The 19,597-nt window shown below is 44.7% G+C and carries 14 protein-coding genes and 1 pseudogene; 14 read left to right on the top strand and 1 reads right to left on the bottom strand.

Going from position 1 to position 19,597, the window contains the following annotated elements; genetic code table 11:
- Positions 1-4: 4 nt before the first annotated feature.
- The 14 genes and pseudogenes from asnB (at position 5) to radA (ending at position 18,391) form a co-directional block, all read left to right on the top strand.
- A complete protein-coding gene (gene asnB / locus ACH9UM_RS07485; protein WP_009243169.1) occupies positions 5-1,585 on the top strand; it encodes an asparagine synthase B in 1,581 nt (526 codons plus the stop codon).
- Between the two features lie 21 nt (positions 1,586-1,606).
- Positions 1,607-3,220 carry a CTP synthase gene (locus ACH9UM_RS07480; RefSeq protein ID WP_004845345.1) on the top strand — a complete coding sequence of 538 codons (1,614 nt, stop codon included), beginning with the start codon at positions 1,607-1,609 and terminating at the stop codon, positions 3,218-3,220.
- Between the two features lie 6 nt (positions 3,221-3,226).
- Positions 3,227-4,642, top strand: coding sequence for an amidophosphoribosyltransferase (purF, locus tag ACH9UM_RS07475; protein ID WP_004845346.1), 1,416 nt, complete (start codon positions 3,227-3,229; stop codon positions 4,640-4,642).
- Between the two features lie 5 nt (positions 4,643-4,647).
- Positions 4,648-5,748, top strand: a complete 1,101-nt coding sequence (gene carA / locus ACH9UM_RS07470; protein WP_004845347.1) for a glutamine-hydrolyzing carbamoyl-phosphate synthase small subunit — start codon at positions 4,648-4,650, stop codon at positions 5,746-5,748.
- Positions 5,732-8,911: a carbamoyl-phosphate synthase large subunit gene (gene carB, locus ACH9UM_RS07465; RefSeq protein WP_004845348.1), complete on the top strand. Its 3,180-nt coding sequence runs from the start codon at positions 5,732-5,734 to the stop codon at positions 8,909-8,911. The genes carA and carB overlap by 17 nt, the downstream gene beginning before the upstream one ends.
- Before the next feature lie 24 nt (positions 8,912-8,935).
- Positions 8,936-10,126: an LL-diaminopimelate aminotransferase gene (locus tag ACH9UM_RS07460; protein ID WP_004845349.1), complete on the top strand. Its 1,191-nt coding sequence runs from the start codon at positions 8,936-8,938 to the stop codon at positions 10,124-10,126.
- Positions 10,127-10,338: 212 nt separating this feature from the next.
- Positions 10,339-10,580 (top strand): annotated as a pseudogene (pstB, locus tag ACH9UM_RS07455) (phosphate ABC transporter ATP-binding protein); the annotation flags it as partial.
- 3 nt (positions 10,581-10,583) lie between these two features.
- Entirely contained in the window at positions 10,584-11,252 is a 669-nt protein-coding gene (gene phoU, locus ACH9UM_RS07450) for a phosphate signaling complex protein PhoU (protein WP_004845350.1), read from the top strand.
- A gap of 31 nt (positions 11,253-11,283) precedes the next feature.
- On the top strand, positions 11,284-11,958 hold the full coding sequence (locus ACH9UM_RS07445; protein WP_004845351.1) for a winged helix-turn-helix domain-containing protein: 675 nt from the start codon (positions 11,284-11,286) through the stop codon (positions 11,956-11,958).
- Positions 11,955-13,289 carry an ATP-binding protein gene (locus ACH9UM_RS07440; RefSeq protein WP_004845352.1) on the top strand — a complete coding sequence of 445 codons (1,335 nt, stop codon included), beginning with the start codon at positions 11,955-11,957 and terminating at the stop codon, positions 13,287-13,289. The genes ACH9UM_RS07445 and ACH9UM_RS07440 overlap by 4 nt, the downstream gene beginning before the upstream one ends.
- A 156-nt stretch (positions 13,290-13,445) precedes the next feature.
- A complete protein-coding gene (locus tag ACH9UM_RS07435) occupies positions 13,446-13,814 on the top strand; it encodes a GntR family transcriptional regulator (protein ID WP_004845353.1) in 369 nt (122 codons plus the stop codon).
- 46 nt (positions 13,815-13,860) lie between these two features.
- Positions 13,861-16,305 carry an ATP-dependent Clp protease ATP-binding subunit gene (locus tag ACH9UM_RS07430; protein ID WP_004845354.1) on the top strand — a complete coding sequence of 815 codons (2,445 nt, stop codon included), beginning with the start codon at positions 13,861-13,863 and terminating at the stop codon, positions 16,303-16,305.
- 122 nt (positions 16,306-16,427) lie between these two features.
- Entirely contained in the window at positions 16,428-16,841 is a 414-nt protein-coding gene (locus tag ACH9UM_RS07425) for a hypothetical protein (protein ID WP_009243168.1), read from the top strand.
- Positions 16,842-17,014: 173 nt separating this feature from the next.
- Positions 17,015-18,391, top strand: a complete 1,377-nt coding sequence (radA, locus tag ACH9UM_RS07420) for a DNA repair protein RadA (RefSeq protein WP_004845356.1) — start codon at positions 17,015-17,017, stop codon at positions 18,389-18,391.
- A 123-nt stretch (positions 18,392-18,514) separates the two neighbouring features.
- Here radA and ACH9UM_RS07415 read toward each other — a convergent pair whose 3' ends face one another.
- The gene (locus ACH9UM_RS07415) at positions 18,515-19,459 is read right to left on the bottom strand and encodes a DDE-type integrase/transposase/recombinase (protein ID WP_009243765.1); all 945 of its coding nucleotides are present in this window, start codon (positions 19,457-19,459) and stop codon (positions 18,515-18,517) included.
- Positions 19,460-19,597 lie beyond the last annotated feature (138 nt).

Below are 19,597 nucleotides of genomic sequence, written 5' to 3'. Positions count from 1 at the left end.
ATGTATGTGTTCGATTATGGGATATTGCGGACCGGTAGTCGATTTAGATAAATTTAAAGAAGGTTTCCAAAGAACCATTTCCAGAGGTCCGGATGACAGCCGGATCGTTGATACGGGAAATGGTCTTCTTGGATTTCACAGACTGGCCATTATGGGATTAACACCGTCCGGAATGCAGCCTTTCCAATTGGATGGAAGTTACGTGGTCTGCAACGGAGAAATTTATGGATTTGAAAAGATCAAAGAAGAATTGTCTGACCGATATAGCTTTGCAAGCGATTCAGACTGTGAGATCCTTCTGCCCTTGTATAAAGAATATGGCACAGATATGTTTGCTATGCTGGATGCAGAATTCGCATGTATTCTCTATGACGGCGATACAGGTGAATATATTGCGGCAAGAGATCCCATTGGAATCCGTCCTCTCTATTACGGATATGATGAAAAAGGTGTGATCCTGTTTGCAAGTGAAGCGAAAAACCTGGTAGGGCTTACTGACAAAATCATGCCTTTTCCTCCGGGATATTATTATAAAAACGGCAGTTTTACCTGCTATTGCGATATAACAAAATCAGAACACATATGCCGGGATGATTTAGAAACCGTATGCCGGAATATCTACGACCTGCTGATCGAAGGAGTAAAGAAACGGCTTGTAGCGGATGCGAAGGTAGGTTTTCTGCTTTCGGGCGGGCTGGATTCCTCGCTCGTCTGTGCGATCGCCGCTAAAGAGAGCCGGAAACCTATCCGTACGTTTGCCATCGGGATGCGTGAAGACGCCATTGATTTAAAGTATGCGAAGCAGACAGCAGAGTACATCGGAAGCGAACATACGGAAATATATATGACGCCGGAGGAAGTGATCGATACGCTGGAAGAGGTGATTCATGTTCTGGGGACTTACGATATTACTACGATACGTGCATCTGTGGGTATGTATCTGGTATGTAGGGCAATTCATGAGCAGACAGATATCCGCGTACTTCTCACCGGTGAAATATCGGATGAATTATTTGGATATAAATATACTGATTTCGCCCCCGGTCCGGAGGCGTTCCAAGAAGAATCCGTGAAAAGAATCCGTGAACTTCATATGTATGATGTACTAAGGGCAGACCGCTGTATCTCTTCCAATTCTCTTGAGGCAAGAGTTCCGTTCGGAGATCTGGATTTTGTGACTTACGTTATGGCAGTCGATCCGGAACTGAAAATGAATCATTACGGAAAAGGGAAATATCTTCTCCGTCATGCATTTCAGGAGGATTCGTACCTTCCGCAAGAAATCCTGTGGAGAGAAAAAGCAGCGTTTTCAGACGCAGTAGGTCATTCCATGGTGGATTATCTGAAAGAATACGCAGAATCCGTTTACACAGATCAGGAGATGGAAACATTATCAGAAAAGTATACCTATGCACGTCCGTTTACGAAAGAATCTTTGTTGTACAGGGAAATCTTTGAAAAATATTATCCGGGGCAGGCGGAAATGATCGCCGGATTCTGGATGCCGAACAAAGAGTGGGAGGGGTGTGACGTCAATGACCCTTCAGCCAGAGTGCTTTCAAACTATGGAGAAAGCGGAAAATAATAGAAAGAGGAATGACAATTTATGACAAAGTATATTTTTGTGACCGGAGGCGTGGTATCCGGGCTTGGAAAAGGAATTACGGCAGCCTCCCTTGGGCGGCTTTTAAAAGCCAGAGGTTATAAGGTGGCCGCTCAGAAGTTAGATCCTTATATTAATGTAGATCCGGGAACTATGAGCCCGTATCAGCATGGAGAGGTGTTTGTCACGGAAGACGGCGCGGAGACAGATCTGGATCTGGGACATTATGAGAGATTTATTGATGAAAACCTGAATAAATATTCCAATCTGACGACAGGAAAAGTCTATTGGAATGTGTTGAATAAGGAAAGAAGGGGAGAATATCTGGGCTCTACTGTTCAGGTGATCCCGCATATCACCAATGAAATCAAAGAATTTGTCTATCGCGTAGGGAAACAGACGGATGCAGACGTGGTAATTACGGAAATCGGAGGAACAATAGGAGATATTGAATCCCAGCCTTTTTTAGAAGCAGTCCGCCAGATTTCTCTGGAAGTGGGACGGGAAAACAGCCTGTTTATTCATGTGACACTCGTCCCTTATTTAAGCGGCTCGGACGAACACAAATCAAAGCCTACGCAGCACTCTGTACGGGAACTGCAGGGAATGGGAATCCACCCGAATCTCATTGTACTTCGGTGCGATAAACCTTTGGAGGAATCTATTTTTCAGAAGATTTCTCTTTTCTGCAATGTGAAGCCGGACTGCGTGATCGAAAACCGCACGCTGTCAAATTTATATGAAGCGCCCCTTATGCTGGAGCAGTCCGGCTTTTCTTCTGTAGTTTGCAGAGAGCTTCATTTAGAGGCAAAGGAAGCCCGGCTTGAAGACTGGAAAAAAATGGTGGAACAGATAAAAAATCGTACCCGGGAAGTACATATCGGACTGGTCGGGAAATATGTAAAGCTTCATGACGCCTATCTGTCCGTAGTGGAAGCTTTAAATCATGCAGGCTATGCGCAGAATGCTTATATCCGTATTCATTGGATCGATTCAGAGAATATTACGAAAGAAAACGTAGCTCAGATTTTCCGGGGAATACACGGGATCATCGTTCCCGGCGGTTTTGGAAACAGAGGAATTGAAGGAATGATCACTGCAGCTGAATATGCCAGAAAGAATCGGATTCCTTATTTCGGGATCTGTCTTGGCATGCAGATTGCCGTCATTGAATATGCCAGGAATGAGGCTGGACTTCCGGAAGCACATTCCGGGGAATTTGATGAGCAGTGCAGGGACAAGGTTATTGATTTTATGCCGGGACAAAGTGATGATATTGATAAGGGAGGCACACTCCGACTTGGAAATTACCCTTGTGTGATTCAGCCGGGAACACAAATGGAGCATTGCTATCAGCGCTCGGTCATTCAAGAGCGCCATCGTCACCGCTACGAATTAAATAATCAGTACCGCGAACTGCTTACCGATGCAGGTCTGGTGATCAGCGGAACTTCCCCTGATGGCCGTTTGGCAGAAACCATCGAGCTTGCGGATCATCCGTTTTATATCGGAGTGCAGTTTCATCCGGAATTTACAAGCCGCCCCAACCGGCCGCATCCGCTGTTTCAAGGATTTATTTCAGCGGCTTTCCATGAAAATACGAAACAAGAGGAGTGAACAGATATGGCGATTCATGAAGAATGCGGCGTGTTCGGAATTTTAAGCAGAAAAAGAGAACGTCTTGGGAAACTGGTTTATTATGGACTCTATGCACTTCAGCATAGAGGGCAGGAAAGCTGCGGCATTGTTGTAAATGACGATGGCGTCTTTTCGTCGTATAAGGATTTGGGGCTTGTAAGCGAAGTATTTTCTGAGGATACTCTGGCACATCTTTCGGAAGGAAATATGGCCGTGGGACATGTGCGGTACGGAACGACAGGAAGAAATAATCGAAAGAATTGTCAGCCTATAGAGGTGAACCATCAGAAAGGGAAAATGGCGCTGGCACATAATGGAAATTTAAGCAATGCGTTAGAGCTTCGTGATAAATTGGAATTATCAGGAGCAATTTTCCATACAACCAGCGATACAGAAACGATTGCGTATATGATTACAAGAGAAAGGCTTACTGCGCCTAGTATCGAGGAGGCGGTAAGCCGCGCCATGACTTCTTTGGAAGGAGCATATTCTCTTATATTAATGTCTTCTGCTAAAATGATCGCAGTGAGAGATCCGTATGGATTCCGTCCCCTTTGTTACGGGAAAATGCCGGACGGCTCCTATGTGATTGCCTCGGAAAGCTGCGCCCTGACATCTGTAGGCGCGGAACTGATCAGGGATCTTCTTCCGGGAGAGATCCTGGTATTTAGCGAAGAAGGCGTCGAGTCGCGCCGGGAACACTGCGGCACGCAGAAACAGAAGACCTGTATATTTGAATATATTTATTTTGCAAGACCGGACTCTGTCATTGATAAGATCTCTGTATCAGCAGCAAGAATTCAGGCTGGGAAACTATTAGCACAGACAAAACCGGTCAAGGCGGATATTGTAATCGGCGTTCCGGACAGCGGTCTGGACGCGGCGCTTGGATTTTCTGAAGTTTCAGGAATTCCTTATGGAATCGGACTTGTCAAGAACAAATACATTGGAAGAACTTTTATATCTCCCGGTCAAAAAGAACGGATCGATCTGGTGCGGATGAAGTTGAGTCCGATCCCATCGGTTATTCAGGGAAAACGAGTAGTTTTAATTGATGATTCCATTGTAAGAGGAACTACAAGCAGACAGCTTGTAAGTCTTTTAAGAGAGGCAGGCGCAAAAGAGATCCATCTAAGAATCTCTGCACCTCCGTTTCTGCATCCGTGTTATTATGGTACAGACATCGATTCGGAAGAAAATCTTATTGCATCCCACCATGGAGAAAAAGAGGTCGCCACGCTCATCGGGGCGGATTCACTTGGCTATCTTCCGTTGGAATGCCTTCATGAACTGACAGGAACGCATTCATATTGTGACGCTTGTTTTAGCGGGAAATACGCGACTGAAATTCCCACAGATGTCCGAAAGGACCGATTTGAACAAAAATTATCCGAGAGGTGAAACAAATGGAAAAATGGAATAAGAAGCTTCTTCTGGAAGACGGAAGTCAATTTTATGGCTATGGGTTTGGCAGTCAGGAAGAGAAAATAACGGAAATAGTATTTAATACGGCGCCGGTTGGGTATCAGGAGATCCTTTCTGATCCATCCTACACATATCAGACCGTTGTTATGGCATATCCGTTGATCGGAAATTACGGGATTGCAAAAGAAGACTTTGAGACAAAACAACCTTCCATCGGCGGGCTTGCCGTGAGAGATTATAATGATATTCCTTCCAATTTCCGCAGCGCCGCCACGCTGGACGAGGTGATGAAACAGTATCATATTCCCGGTATTTACGGCATTGATACGAGAAAACTGGTAAGAAAGATCCGGGATTTCGGAAGTTGTAAGGCGCTGCTTACAGATGCGCAGACATCGCCGGAAGAAGGATTGAAAAAACTGGCAGGATTTGAGATTCCGAAAGATGCCGTAGAAAAGGTCAGTTCTAAAGAAATAAGATACTGTGCCGCCAAACAGGAAAATTATCTTGTGGCGGCCATTGATTGCGGAATAAAAGAAAATATTATACGAAGTTTAAATGCAAGAGGCTGCAGCGTCATGGTATATCCATGGAACACTTCTTATGAAGAAATTCAAAAACAAAACCCGGACGGCGTCTTTTTGTCTAATGGACCGGGCAATCCGAAGGATGTAAAGCCGGTTCTGGAACTGGTACGGAAAATAAGAGGAAACTTTCCATTATTTGGAATATGCCTTGGACATCAGATGATCGGGCTTGCCTATGGCGCGGGGACTTATAAGTTGAAATTCGGACACCGGGGAGGAAACCATCCGGTAAAAAACTTAAAAACCGGGAAAATAGAAATCACGTCCCAGAATCATTCTTATGCTGTAGATTATGCCAGTCTGAAAAATACCGATCTGGAGATGACCCATATCAATCTGCTGGATCATACAGTAGAAGGAATTGCCTGCAGAAAAGATCATGTTTTCAGCGTCCAGTATCATCCGGAAAGCGCTCCCGGACCTCAGGACAGCGGGTATTTGTTTGATCAATTTATACAGATGATGGAGGAAAACAAACATGGCAAAGCGAACTGATATAAAGAAAATACTGGTTATTGGTTCTGGTCCTATTGTAATCGGACAGGCAGCGGAATTTGATTATGCGGGAACACAGGCATGTCTTGCGCTGAAAGAAGAGGGGTATGAAGTAATCCTGTGCAATTCCAATCCGGCGACTATAATGACAGACCCTGCCATTGCAGATAAAGTTTATATGGAGCCTCTTACATTGGAATATATGGCAAAAATCGTCCGCCATGAGCGTCCGGACGCCATAGTACCCGGAATCGGAGGGCAGACAGGACTGAATCTTGCAATGCAGCTCGAGAAAAAAGGAGTTTTGAAAGAATGTCAGACAGAACTGCTTGGAACTGGAAGTGAAAGCATCCGGCAGGCAGAAGACAGAGAACTGTTTAAAGAATTGTGCGAAAAATTAGGAGAACCGGTACTGCCGTCCCTTGTCGCCAATACAGCAGAAGAAGCCCTTCAGGCGGCAAAGACCATCGGTTATCCGGTAGTTCTGCGTCCGGCTTTTACTCTGGGCGGAACCGGGGGAGGGTTTGCAGACGATGAACAGGAATTTCTGGGGCTTATTCATAATGCGCTTGCCTTGTCGCCGGTTCATCAGGTATTGGTTGAAAAAAGCATTAAAGGTTTTAAAGAAATTGAATATGAAGTCATTCGTGATTCTAATGATACGGCAATTACGGTGTGCAACATGGAAAATCTGGATCCGGTAGGAATCCATACAGGAGATTCGATCGTAGTCTGCCCATCCCAAACCTTGACGAATAAGGAATACCAGATGCTGCGAGACAGTGCGCTAAGGCTGATCCGGGCTCTTAGGGTGGAAGGGGGATGCAATGTACAGTTCGCACTGGATCCTCATTCTTTCCGGTACTACGTTATCGAAGTGAACCCACGTGTTTCCCGTTCTTCTGCACTGGCGTCAAAAGCAAGCGGATATCCCATTGCCAGAGTGTCTGCAAAAATCAGCGTAGGTATGACTCTGGACGAGATCCCCCTTGTAAACACCCCTGCTTCCTTTGAGCCTGCCTTAGATTATGTAGTAACGAAAATGCCTCGTTTTCCGTTTGATAAGTTTGCAGATGCCAATCAAAAGTTAGGCACGCAGATGAAAGCGACCGGAGAGGTGATGAGCATTGGACGAACATTTGAAGAAAGTCTGTTAAAGGCGATCCGTTCCCTGGAAACGGGAGTATTTCATCTATATATGGAGAAATTCGATGAAAAGACAAGGGAAGAGCTTCTTTCCTATATAAAAGCAGGAACGGACGACAGGATCTTTGCCGTTGCACAATTATTAAGACTTGGCTGCAATGTTCAGCAAATTGCTTTTGAAACAAAGATTGACGGCTTTTTCCTGGAAAAAATGAAGAAAATCATAGAAATGGAAAATATGTTAAAAGCAAATCCATGGAACAGGGACGTCCTGCATGAGGCAAAAAGAGGAGGATTTTCCGATCGCGCTGTGGCATGGCTCTGGAATACAGACGAAGATACTGTCTTTCGCATTAGAAAAGAAATGCATCTGTTCCCGGTTTATAAAATGATCGACACCTGCGCTTCTGAATTTGACAGTTATGTCCCTTATTTTTATTCTACTTACGAAGAAGAAAACGAATCGATAGCAGAGGACAGAAAAAAAATTCTGGTGCTTGGATCAGGTCCTATCCGAATCGGTCAGGGCGTAGAGTTTGATTATTCGACAGTTCATGCCGTAAAAACAATACGCAATGCCGGATATGAGGCCATTGTGATCAACAATAATCCGGAAACAGTTTCTACGGATTATACGACTTCCGATAAGCTGTATTTTGAACCTCTCTGTGTCGAAGACGTGATGAACGTAATTGAACTGGAGCGGCCGGATGGCGTAATCGCCTCGCTGGGAGGGCAGACTGCCGTGAATCTGGCAGAGCCTCTGGAATCCAGAGGCGTAACGATCATCGGAACAGACTGCGAGGCGATCGAAAAGGCAGAGAACAGGGAGTCCTTTGAGAAGCTTTTGGCCGCGCTTTCTATTCCGCAGCCCAAAGGTCAGGCTGTAACGAATATTGAAGATGGTGTAAAGGCGGCAGCTGCAATAGGCTATCCTGTGCTGGTACGTCCGAGCTTTGTATTAGGCGGAAGAGCCATGCAGATCGTGGCAAAAGAAGAACAACTGCGGCAATATCTGAAAACGGCGGTGGAGATCAATGAAGAAAAACCGGTATTAGTGGATCATTATATCAGAGGAAAAGAAGTGGAGATCGACGGAATCTGCGACGGTCAGGATGTATTTGTGCCCGGCATCATGGAACTGGTGGAGAGAACCGGCGTACATTCCGGCGATTCCATCAGTGTGTATCCGAGTTACAGCATTTCAGACCATGTAAAAGAAGTGATTCTGGATTATACAAGAAGATTAGGTCTTGGAATCGGAATCAGAGGATTGTTTAATATTCAGTTTATTGTGGATCAGGAGGAAAACGTGTATATTATAGAAGTAAATCCACGCTCATCCAGAACCGTTCCGTTTTTATCAAAAGCCACAGGTTATTCTCTGGCGGATATTGCGACAAGAGTGATTCTTGGCATCAGCCTGAAAGAGCAGGGCATCGACACATGTTATCCGGAAGAAAAGAGTTTCTGGTATGTAAAAGCGCCCGCGTTTTCTTTTGCTAAGTTAAATGGAATGGATGCGTATCTGTCCCCTGAGATGAAATCAACAGGAGAAGCCATAGGATACGATCGAAAATTTCCTCGAGCCATGTATAAAGCCTTAATCGCTTCCGGTGTGAAAATGCAGAACTACGGAACGGTCATGGTAACTCTGGCTGATGAAGATAAAGAAGAGGCGCTGCCTCTTATTCGACGGTTTTATGAAATGGGATTCAATATAGAGGCAACAGTCGGAACCGGAGAGTTTCTGAAAGCGCATGGGATTCGCACTCGTATCCGCAGAAAGCTTAGTGAAAACAGCACCGAAATTCTGGAAGCGATAAGATCCGGCTATGTAAGCTATGTCATTAACACAAGAGCCATTTTATCCGGCGTTCATTATGAAGACGGACTGGCGATCAGAAGGACAGCCATCGAAAACAACGTAACGATGTTTACCTCTTTGGATACCGTAAAGGTACTTCTGGACGTGCTGGAAGAAATTACCATAGGTGTTTCGCCTCTTTACGCATAAAAACAAAAAAAGGAGAACTGCAGAATGATACCAAATATGAATTATCAAAATTTAAAAGAATCTTATTTGTTTTATAATATCGCCCAGAAAACAAAAGCTTATCTGGAAGCACATCCGGGAGCGCATCTCTATAGAATGGGAATTGGCGACGTTTCTCTGCCGCTTTGCGATGCCGTTATCCAAAAACTTCATGAGGCAGTAGAAGATCAGGCTCATAAAACAACCTTTCATGGATATATGCCGGAATGCGGAGATACGGAACTTCGGACAACCATTGCGGCATACTATCAAAAAAGAGGAGTAAAATTAAGCCATGAGGAAGTCTTTGTCTCCAGCGGGGCAAGTGATGAGCTGGGAGATATTTTGGATTTGTTCGGAAAAGAAAAGACAGTGCTGATCATGGAACCGGCTTATCCTGCTTATGTGGATGCGAACGTGATTGCCGGAAACACGATTATCCATATTCCGGCGGGAGAAGAGAACGGATTTGTTCCTGTGCCGGATCCGGACATTGCGGCAGACGTGATCTACATCTGCTCTCCGAATAATCCAACCGGCGCTGTATTTGACCGGGAGGCATTACAGGCATGGGTGGATTATGCCAACAAAATGAATGCCATCATCCTGTTTGATGCCGCATATGAGGCATTTATTGAAGAAGATGACATCCCCCACAGTATTTTTGAAATCCCGGAAGCGAGAACCTGTGCCATTGAAATTTGCTCTTTGTCTAAGACCGCGGGCTTTACAGGAACACGCTGCGGATATACAGTCATTCCAAAAGAACTGTTTCGCGGCGGAATGAGTCTGAACCAGATGTGGGTAAGAAACCGGACGACGAAAACAAACGGTGTATCTTATCTTATCCAAAAAGGAGCTTCGGCTGTATTTACGGAAGAAGGACAGCGGCAGATTCGGGAGGGGATTCAAATCTATAAAAAGAATGGAAGATGTCTGACGGAAGTACTGGATCGGCTCGGCATCTGGTACTGCGGAGGGAAAAACGCTCCTTATATTTGGATGAAATGCCCGAATGGAATGGGAAGCTGGGAGTTTTTTGATTACCTGCTTAATGAAATCCAGGTAGTGGGAACGCCCGGAGAAGGGTTTGGAGCGTGCGGCGAGGGATATTTCCGTTTCTCTACTTTCGGGTCGCCGGAAGATACGAAAGAGGCGGCTGGAAGGCTGGAACTGCTTCTTCAGAAACTGCTTTGATTTCGGGCCGTCATGAACCTGCCTGTAAGGGAGCGCGGTTTTAATCTTATAAATTTTACTTTGATTTAACAATGAAGCGCTAGTCGATTTTACATGTTTTTTATACAATGATATCACAGCGGTAAAATGTAATGTTGTGAAAATGAAGAAAAGATGATATGCCGTACATCCGGTATTTACAATGAGATGAGGAAATTTTGCCTAAAACGTAGGACGAGCGGACATCGGCTCTCTTTTCGGTCTTCATATCAAAGACTGAAGAGCTTGCGATGGAGCTGAAAAAAGATTATACTATTGCCATAGTTACATATAATATGCAGCAGGCAGTGCGCATGTCTGCCAATACGGCGTTTTTCCTTCTCGGAGAAGTGTGGAATGCAACAATACAGAAAAACTGTTTTCAATACCGTCAGATAAAAGAACGGAAGACTATATCACAGGGAGGTTTGGTTAAGCTATGCGTAACAGATTTGACAGACAGCTTCATTTATTGGACGAGCAGCTTACCCATATGGGCGAGTTGTGCGAGACTGCGATTGCAAAAGCAACGCAGGCATTGAAGGACGGAAGCATTGAACAGGCAAAAGTGATCATTGCCGAGGATGAGGAGATTGATCAGATTGAAAAAGATATTGAACGTCTCTGTCTGAAACTTCTCCTTCAGCAGCAGCCCGTGGCAAAGGATCTTCGCAGGATTTCTGCGGCTCTGAAAATGATCACAGATATGGAACGTATCGGAGATCAGACATCGGATATTGCAGAGATCATTTTGTCGTCAAAAGGAGTTGCGGCTACAGATGAGATCCATGTAATCGGTACGATGGCATCTGAGGTGAGCAAGATGGTCCGCACCAGCGTCACGGCATATGTTGAGAAAGATTTAGAGCTTGCACGCAGCGTGATGAAGGCGGACGATGAGATCGATCAGTATTTCGAGGAAGTGCGGGATGAGATGATCGAGTTTATAAGAGAAGAAAAAGGCGAGAACGGGAAACGCATTTTTGATCTGATCATGGTGACAAAATATCTGGAACGTATCGGAGATCATGCGACGAATATTGCCGAATGGGTAGAATTTTCCATTACGGGAGTGCATAAGGATCATGCGATCATACATGCGGAATAATGAACAAAACAAGTAAAGGAGAACTGGAAGAATGATATATTGCGTGGAAGATGACGACAATATCAGAGAACTGGTCATATATACATTGGAGACAACGGGGCTTAAAGCCAGAGGGTTTGCGGATGGTTCGGCCTTTACGGAGGCTCTGGCGTTTGAAACGCCGGAGCTTATTTTGCTTGATATCATGCTTCCGGGAGAAGACGGTCTGGAGATATTAAAAAAATTAAAATGTTCGTCCAAGACGAAAAGTATTCCGGTGATTATGGTAACTGCAAAAGGATCGGAATATGATAAAGTGATCGGTCTGGATTCGGGAGCGGACGATTATGTGACAAAACCGTTTGGGATGATGGAGCTTGTTTCCCGCATCAAGGCGGTTCTTCGCAGAAGCAAAGGATCGCAGGAAAGGGAAAATCCGGAAATACAAGGAGTTCATATTGATGTGAAGAAACATGAAGTGACCGTAGATGGACGGACAGTACCTCTTACATTAAAAGAATTTGAACTGCTTGAAAAGCTGATGAGAAACGAAGGAATTGTTTTGACAAGAGATCAGTTGCTTACAGAAATATGGGGATATGATTTTGACGGAGAAACAAGAACTGTTGATGTACATATCAGGACGCTTAGACAAAAGCTGGGTGAAAAGGGAGAAATCATTCAGACAGTACGCGGAGTCGGGTATCGCATAGGAGGAAGCGCATGAGTATAAAGAAAAAAATCCAGCAAAGCATGACTGTGATTTTGACGGTAACTCTTGTGCTTGCTTATGTGATCCTTTCGGTTATCCTTTATAATCGGAATATGAATCTGCTTCAGACAGAAGTAAAACAGGAAGCGGCATATATTCGTGAAGCGATCAATTTGTCTGACAGCGATTATATGAAACAGATGGATAATGTTGTGGAAAGCACAAGGGTGACGCAGATCAAAGCAGACGGAACGGTTCTCTATGATTCACGCAGAGATGCAGACATCCTTAAAAACCACGGAAACCGAAAAGAAGTCAGAGAAGCTCTTTCTAAAGGAGAAGGGGCAGACGTAAGAAAGTCAGAAACGGTAGGGAAGGATATGTATTATTATGCTCTTCTTCTCAACGACGGAACGGTGCTGCGCGTATCCAAGTCGATTGATAATCTGGCAAGTACCGCAGTCAGTCTAATGCCGGTGATGGGAATTCTTGCCGTACTGACAATATTGTTCGCTTTCGCTTTGGCAAGATGGCAGACAAATCGATTGATCAAACCGATCAATGAACTTGATCTGGAACGTCCATTGGACAGTGATATTTATGAGGAATTAAGTCCTTTGCTGGAGGCGATGGACCGGCAGAACAGAGAAAAAGAAGCGGTTGCGAATATGAGGAAAGAGTTTTCCGCAAATGTATCTCACGAACTGAAAACGCCGCTTACGTCGATTTCCGGCTATGCGGAAATCATGAAAAACGGATTGGTCCGTCCGGAAGATATTTCCGGTTTTTCGGAACGCATCTACAAAGAGGCGCGCAGACTGATCACCCTGATCGAAGATATTATTAAATTATCAAAGCTTGATGAAGAATCTGTGGAATTGGAAAAAGAAGATGTGGATCTGTATGAACTGACGAGGGAGATTGTCAGTCGTCTTTCGCCGCAGGCGGCACAGAAAAATATTCGGATCGAACTTTCGGGAGAATCTGTTCATTATCATGGAATCCGGCAGATATTAGATGAAATGGTTTATAATGTCTGCGAAAATGCAGTAAAATATAACTATGAAAACGGAAAAGTTTCGGTTTGGGCGGGAAATACGTTGAATGGACCGAAAATCAGTGTGTCAGATACAGGTATAGGAATTCCGAAAGAACATCAGGAACGCATATTTGAGCGGTTTTACCGAGTCGATAAAAGTCATTCAAAAGAGCGCGGAGGAACGGGACTCGGACTTTCGATCGTCAAGCACGGAGCGCTTCTGCATGGGGCGAAGGTCAGTGTGGAAAGTGAAGAAGGAAGAGGAACGAAGATCAGTATGCAGTTTCCGCGAATTTGTCAGAAATAAATAGGAACACCGATAAAACATAAAGGGTCTGGTATCAGGCTCTTTTTTGTTCTCTTAAGAAGCTTGAAAAATCCATCAGAAAAAGTTTAATTAAAAGTTTGAAAAATTATAAGATTGTGCTATTATACATATAACAAATTCCGAAAGGAGAAAGATATGATCATAGAAGTTGATTTTAACAGTGATGAAGCGATTTATATTCAGCTTTGTAATCAGATCATCATGGGGATCGCTACATCGGTCATTCATGAAGGAGATTCACTTCCGTCGGTGCGGCGTCTTGCGGATACGATCGGCGTCAACATGCACACGGTAAACAAAGCATATAGTGTACTGAAGCGGGAAGGCTATATCAGTCTTGACAAGCGAAGAGGAGCTGTAATTTCTCTTGATATTGATAAGTTAGAGGAACTGCAGGTGATGAAAAGACAGCTTCAGATCGTTCTTGCAAGAGGCTGTTGTAAAAATATTTCGAGGCAGGAAGTGCATGAACTGGTAGATGAGATATTCGATGATTATGAATAATTTGTTTTAGCAGATTTGAAAGCAAAATAACCGACAGGAGGAACTTATGCATATTTCATATACAAAACAGGCGGCAAATGCAGTCAGATATGCTGCGAAGAAAGCAAAGGAGATGAAGCATCCTTACATAGGTACGGAACATCTGCTTCTCGGACTGCGGGAGGAGTTTTCGGGGGTTGCGGGACAGGTGCTTGCGCAAAACGGCGTTGAGACAGAAAAGATCATGCAGCTTATGGATGAACTGATCGCTCCCCGGGAGGAGATGCCCGCATCGCAGAAACCGAAAGAAAGTCCAAGGCTTCGCTATATCCTCGCGAACAGTGAGAAGGAAGCGCATCGTCTCCGTACAGCCGAGGTCGGAACGGAGCACTTGCTTTTGTCGATGATACGGGATGTGGACTGCGTCGCCGCAAGAATTTTGATCACGCTGAATATCAGCCTTCAAAAACTTTTAAAAGATATTTTAAATGCATCGGGAGTCGATCCGAAAGATTATCAGGATGAACTTCAGGACGAGTCGAGAGGAAGCGGCTCTGTGATCGAGCAGTATTGTACAGATATGACGGCTCGGGCAGAGGAGGGAAAACAAGATCCCGTTGTAGGCAGGGAAGAGGAGATGTATCGCCTTATGCAGGTGTTAAGCCGCAGGACGAAAAACAATCCCTGTCTGATCGGAGAGCCGGGAGTAGGAAAAACGGCGGTTGTGGAAGGTCTGGCGCAGCGTATCGCGGCAGGCGTTGTTCCGGAAAAAATGAAAGATAAGCGGATTTATACGCTTGATCTTCCGGGAATGATCGCAGGGTCTAAATACCGGGGTGAATTTGAAGAACGTATGAAAGGTCTGATCTCGGAAGTAGAGTCCAACGGAAATATTATTTTGTTTCTTGACGAGATCCACACAATGATCGGAGCGGGAGGAGCAGAAGGGGCGATCGATGCATCCGGCATCTTAAAACCGTCTCTTGCAAGAGGGGAACTTCAGTTGATCGGAGCGACGACGATCACGGAATACCGGAAATATATCGAGAAAGATGCGGCTCTGGAGCGGCGTTTTCAGCCGGTATCGGTAGAAGAACCTTCGAAAGAACAGTGTCTTGAGATATTGAAAGGGTTGAAAGGAAGATACGAATCGCATCATAAGGTGCTGATTAGAGACGAGGCGCTGGAAGCGGCAGTTTCGATGTCCGAGCGGTACATTACGGATCGTAACCTTCCCGATAAAGCAATAGATGTGCTTGACGAGTCATGTTCAAAAGTCAGTCTGAAAGGATATAAAGTACCGGAAAACCTGACGGCTTTGGATCTTCGCCTGAAAGAACTGGAAAAGCAAAAAGAAGAGAGTATTAAAAACGGTTGTTTTGAAGAGGCTTCGCTTTTACAGAAAGAGCAGGAGGAGGCAGAGAAAAAATCGGAGCAGCTAAAAAAACGTTTTCAGAAAAAAACATCTTCTTCTCAGCCGGAAGTGACAGAAGAAGATATAGCGGAAGTTGTTTCCGCATGGACAAAGATCCCGGTTCAAAAACTTGCGGAAAGCGATACGGATCGTCTTAAGAAACTGGAAAGTGTCCTCCACCAGAGGGTCATCGGTCAGGAGGAAGCTGTGAAAGCAGTTGCCCGTGCGGTAAAGAGGGGGCGTGTAGGATTGAAAGACCCGAAACGCCCGATCGGTTCGTTTCTGTTTTTAGGACCTACAGGCGTCGGAAAAACAGAGTTGTCGAAAGCGCTTGCCGAAGCGATGTTCGGCAATGAAGAATCGATGATCCGTGTTGATATGTCCGAATATATGGAGAAACATTCCGTCTCTAAAATGATCGGATCTCCGCCGGGATATGTCGGACATGAAGAAGGCGGTCAGCTCAGCGATCAGGTGCGTACACATCCTTATTCGGTACTTTTGTTTGATGAGATCGAAAAGGCGCATCCCGATGTGTTTAATATTCTTTTGCAAGTATTGGACGACGGACATATTACGGACTCCAAAGGGCGGAAGATAGATTTTTCCAATACCGTTATCATTATGACATCAAACGCGGGAGCAAAAGCGATCATAGAACCTAAGAAGCTTGGATTTGCGGCAAAAGATGATCCTGCAGGCGATTATAAGCGTATGAAACAAAACGTGATGGATGAAGTAAAACAGATCTTTAGACCGGAGTTTTTAAACCGTATTGATGAGATCATCGTATTCCATGCTCTCGAGAAAACGCATATGAAAAAGATTGTTACGCTTATGTGCCGGGATTTTACAAAAAGGATCGAAGATCAGATGGATATCCGCCTGACTTTACGGGAGTCGGCAAAAGCGCTTATTGCGGAAAAAGGAACGGATGCAAAATATGGCGCAAGACCTCTTCGCCGCGCTCTGCAGACAGAATTGGAAGACAAACTTGCGGAAGCGATCCTGAACGGAGAAGTGAAGCGGGGAGACTGCATTGAGGCGGGAACTGTGAAAAAAGAGATTCGCTTCATTCGGAAAGAAGATCGTTTATAGGAGTAGAAAAATCAAATATTTTATATTATAATGGTACAAAGGTCAAAGGAATGCGAAAGACAATGATTTACACAAAACATATCCTGTGATCACATTGTGAAATACTTAGGAGGAAAATGAAGATGGCAGCAGTGAAGGAATTATTGCGCGCGGAGAATGACGGAAGTCTCAGTTTCGGAGACTACACTCTTTCGGAAAAAACGAAGAAAGATAATTATGAATTTGAAGGTGATATTTATAAAGTAAAAACCTTTTCGGAAATTACAAAACTTGAGAGGAACGGAATGTTCGTTTATGAATCTGTTCCGGGAAGCGCAGTGGAAGGTTTTAAAGAGACGGATTCAGAAGTTGCGTTTTCTGTTTCCGCAAAGGGAGACGTTCAGTTTACTTTGGAATTAGAGCCGGAATGTGAGTATGAAGTATTTATTGACGGCGAGTCCGCAGGAAAGATGCGTACGAATTTAAGTGGAAAACTCAGTGTCAGCGTGGAACTTTCAGAAGGACAGGAAGCGACAATGAGAGTTGTAAAATGTTAATATATTAACTGAAAAGTTTACAAATACTTAAATTGATTTCGGGGTGGATGCTATATCCACCCCGTTTGTCTGTAGGCAGATCTTATGCTGAGAGGCGTTTAGAATCTGTCTTTTAAGATGGATGTGTCAGATCTGATTGTTTAATGAGTGTTTGATTTTGAGAAGGAGAATGAATGGCAAAAGGAAAGAAAAGTGTGTTTTTCTGTCAGAATTGCGGGCATGAAGAGGCAAAATGGCTCGGTCAGTGTCCGGGATGCGGGGAGTGGAATACATTTGTAGAGGAAAAGATCGGCAGCGGTGTGACGAAAGGCAGTACACAGGGAGCAAAAGCTGTTCGCGAGCTTGTCAGAGAAGCGAAAGTGATCCCGCTTAACGATGTAACGGCTGAAGATGACGTGCGGTGCGCTACAGGCATCAAAGAATTAGACCGCGTGCTCGGAGGAGGGATCGTTCCGGGATCGCTTGTGCTTGTCGGCGGCGATCCCGGTATCGGAAAGTCTACTTTGCTGCTTCAAGTGTGCAGGATTCTGGCCGATAAAAAGAAAGTTTTATACATTTCGGGAGAAGAATCGCAGACGCAGATCAAACTAAGGGCAAACCGTATGGGAAACTTTGCGGACGGATTGTTTCTTTTATGTGAGACGAATCTGGAGATCATAAGAGGAATTCTTGAAAAAGAGCGTCCCGAACTTGTTGTCATTGACTCTATTCAGACGATGTACAGCGAAGAAGTTTCATCCGCTCCCGGAAGTGTGTCGCAAGTAAGAGAATCGACGAATGTATTTATGCAGCTTGCAAAAGGATTATGTATTCCGATTTTCATTGTCGGACATGTGACGAAAGAAGGAACGGTAGCAGGTCCGCGTGTCTTGGAACATATGGTTGATACAGTGCTTTATTTTGAAGGAGACAGACACGCTTCTTACAGAATTTTACGCGCTGTGAAGAATCGTTTCGGATCGACGAATGAGATCGGCGTGTTTGAGATGCGGCAGAGCGGACTTGAGGAAGTGGAAAATCCTTCGGAATATATGTTGAGTGGCAGACCGGAACAGTCTGCGGGATCGGTCGTTGCATGTTCTATGGAAGGAACTCGGCCTATTTTGATCGAGATACAGGCGCTTGTATGCAGGAGTAATTTCGGGATGCCGAGGCGTACGGCTGCCGGAACGGATTATAACAGAGTGAATCTTCTTATGGCAGTGTTGGAAAAACGTCTCGGAATGGCGCTGTCTAATTCGGATGCGTATGTCAATATCGCCGGAGGAATCAGAATGAACGAGCCGGCGATCGATCTTGGTATTGTTATGGCGCTTGTTTCAAGTTACAGAAACCGCCCGGTTGATGAAAAGACGATCGTGTTCGGGGAAGTCGGACTAAGCGGAGAAGTCCGCGCGGTCAATATGCCCGAACAAAGAGTCGCAGAGGCGAAAAAGCTGGGATTCGAGACGTGTATTCTTCCGCAGGTGTGCATGAAAATGGTAAAAGATATCAAAGGAATTCGACTCATCGGGGTAAAAAGCGTAAACGAGGCGGTCGGGATGATATAAGCGCCTGTTCATGAGTAAACCGCTGACGTTAGCTGCGATAAGCACGCAGCGCGGTTTTAGGAATGGCGCGGGCTGAACTGTTATGGCCTGAATTTTTTGAATGGAAAAAATATTGTAGGTTTGTCAAACATATGTTACACCCCGATCAATAAATTCCCTCAGAACAGTTTGTGGTGATTTCCACCCCAGAGGTCTCATGGGAAACTGGTTATAATCCCTACGGTTATAGGTTTGAAGCTGCTTGGAAAAATCCTCAAAGGAATAGAAAGTATGCGAGGTATAAAAACGTTCATTATCCTTGCGGTGGCTGCGTTCCACTTTTCCGTTATGACGTGGTGTAAAGGGTCGGATCAGTTTATGTTGGATGCCAAGTTCTTTTAAAGTCCGTTGGAATAAAGTCAATGTTTCTTTGCCGGAAGTGGAAAAGCGCTTTGTAAACTCCACGCCGTTGTCTGTCTGAACGCATTCGATTGGCATAGGAAAGCGTTGGATCAGATGCTTGAGGAACTGTGCGGATGAATAGGTGCTGTGTTCTTCAAAAGCTTCCACATACCGCCAGCGGGAGTACTCATCAATGGCGGTATACTGATAGAATTTCTTTCCTTTCGCATTATTGACAAGACAACATGCAGGAACGAATTTCACATCGACCTGGATACGCTGTCCGGGATATTTCATCTGCTCATAAGGCTTCGGAATATATTTGGGATTCGGAAGTTTTTGAGCCAAGATTCCCTGTTTCTTCAGAAAACGATACAATCCTGGGATGGAACGTTTATAACCGCGCTGCATAAGTTTGACCCAAAAGACAACCAGACCAGAATGGGGATTGCGCCTACGCATATCTTGGATCAGCTTGATTTCTTCAGGTGTATGCTGATTGGGATGGTGATGGGGACGGCGTGAACGATCGCGGAGAGACTCTATTGTGCCGTCATAGCGGCGCTTCCAACGATAAATATACTGGCGGTTTGTCTTATATTTAATTGCTGCTTTTGAGACACCATATTTTTCGGCGAAACGGATCAAGGATAGACGATACCTCATATCTTGTGTTATACTTGCCATGCGGGAATACTTCCTTTCTTAAATGTTTAGGTTTGGTAGCTTAAAGCATAACACAGAAAAGGTATTTCCGCTTTTTAATTATTCAGTTGTAACACATGTATTGTAATCCTACACTGAATTTTTTGAATGGAAAAAATA

The organism is Mediterraneibacter torques, assembly GCF_044591705.1.
Lineage (GTDB): Bacteria > Bacillota > Clostridia > Lachnospirales > Lachnospiraceae > Mediterraneibacter > Mediterraneibacter torques.
The sequence above is the reverse complement of the archived record's forward strand: the minus strand, read 5'-3'. Positions and strand labels throughout refer to the sequence as shown.

Bases quoted from the DNA above. Each gene is read 5' to 3' on its own strand.
- asnB (WP_009243169.1), top strand. From the start codon at position 5: ATGTGTTCGATTATGGGATATTGCGGACCGGTAGTCGATTTAGATAAA.
- ACH9UM_RS07480 (WP_004845345.1), top strand. From the start codon at position 1,607: ATGACAAAGTATATTTTTGTGACCGGAGGCGTGGTATCCGGGCTTGGA.
- purF (WP_004845346.1), top strand. From the start codon at position 3,227: ATGGCGATTCATGAAGAATGCGGCGTGTTCGGAATTTTAAGCAGAAAA.
- carA (WP_004845347.1), top strand. From the start codon at position 4,648: ATGGAAAAATGGAATAAGAAGCTTCTTCTGGAAGACGGAAGTCAATTT.
- carB (WP_004845348.1), top strand. From the start codon at position 5,732: ATGGCAAAGCGAACTGATATAAAGAAAATACTGGTTATTGGTTCTGGT.
- ACH9UM_RS07460 (WP_004845349.1), top strand. From the start codon at position 8,936: ATGATACCAAATATGAATTATCAAAATTTAAAAGAATCTTATTTGTTT.
- phoU (WP_004845350.1), top strand. From the start codon at position 10,584: ATGCGTAACAGATTTGACAGACAGCTTCATTTATTGGACGAGCAGCTT.
- ACH9UM_RS07445 (WP_004845351.1), top strand. From the start codon at position 11,284: ATGATATATTGCGTGGAAGATGACGACAATATCAGAGAACTGGTCATA.
- ACH9UM_RS07440 (WP_004845352.1), top strand. From the start codon at position 11,955: ATGAGTATAAAGAAAAAAATCCAGCAAAGCATGACTGTGATTTTGACG.
- ACH9UM_RS07435 (WP_004845353.1), top strand. From the start codon at position 13,446: ATGATCATAGAAGTTGATTTTAACAGTGATGAAGCGATTTATATTCAG.
- ACH9UM_RS07430 (WP_004845354.1), top strand. From the start codon at position 13,861: ATGCATATTTCATATACAAAACAGGCGGCAAATGCAGTCAGATATGCT.
- ACH9UM_RS07425 (WP_009243168.1), top strand. From the start codon at position 16,428: ATGGCAGCAGTGAAGGAATTATTGCGCGCGGAGAATGACGGAAGTCTC.
- radA (WP_004845356.1), top strand. From the start codon at position 17,015: ATGGCAAAAGGAAAGAAAAGTGTGTTTTTCTGTCAGAATTGCGGGCAT.
- ACH9UM_RS07415 (WP_009243765.1), bottom strand. From the start codon at position 19,459: ATGGCAAGTATAACACAAGATATGAGGTATCGTCTATCCTTGATCCGT.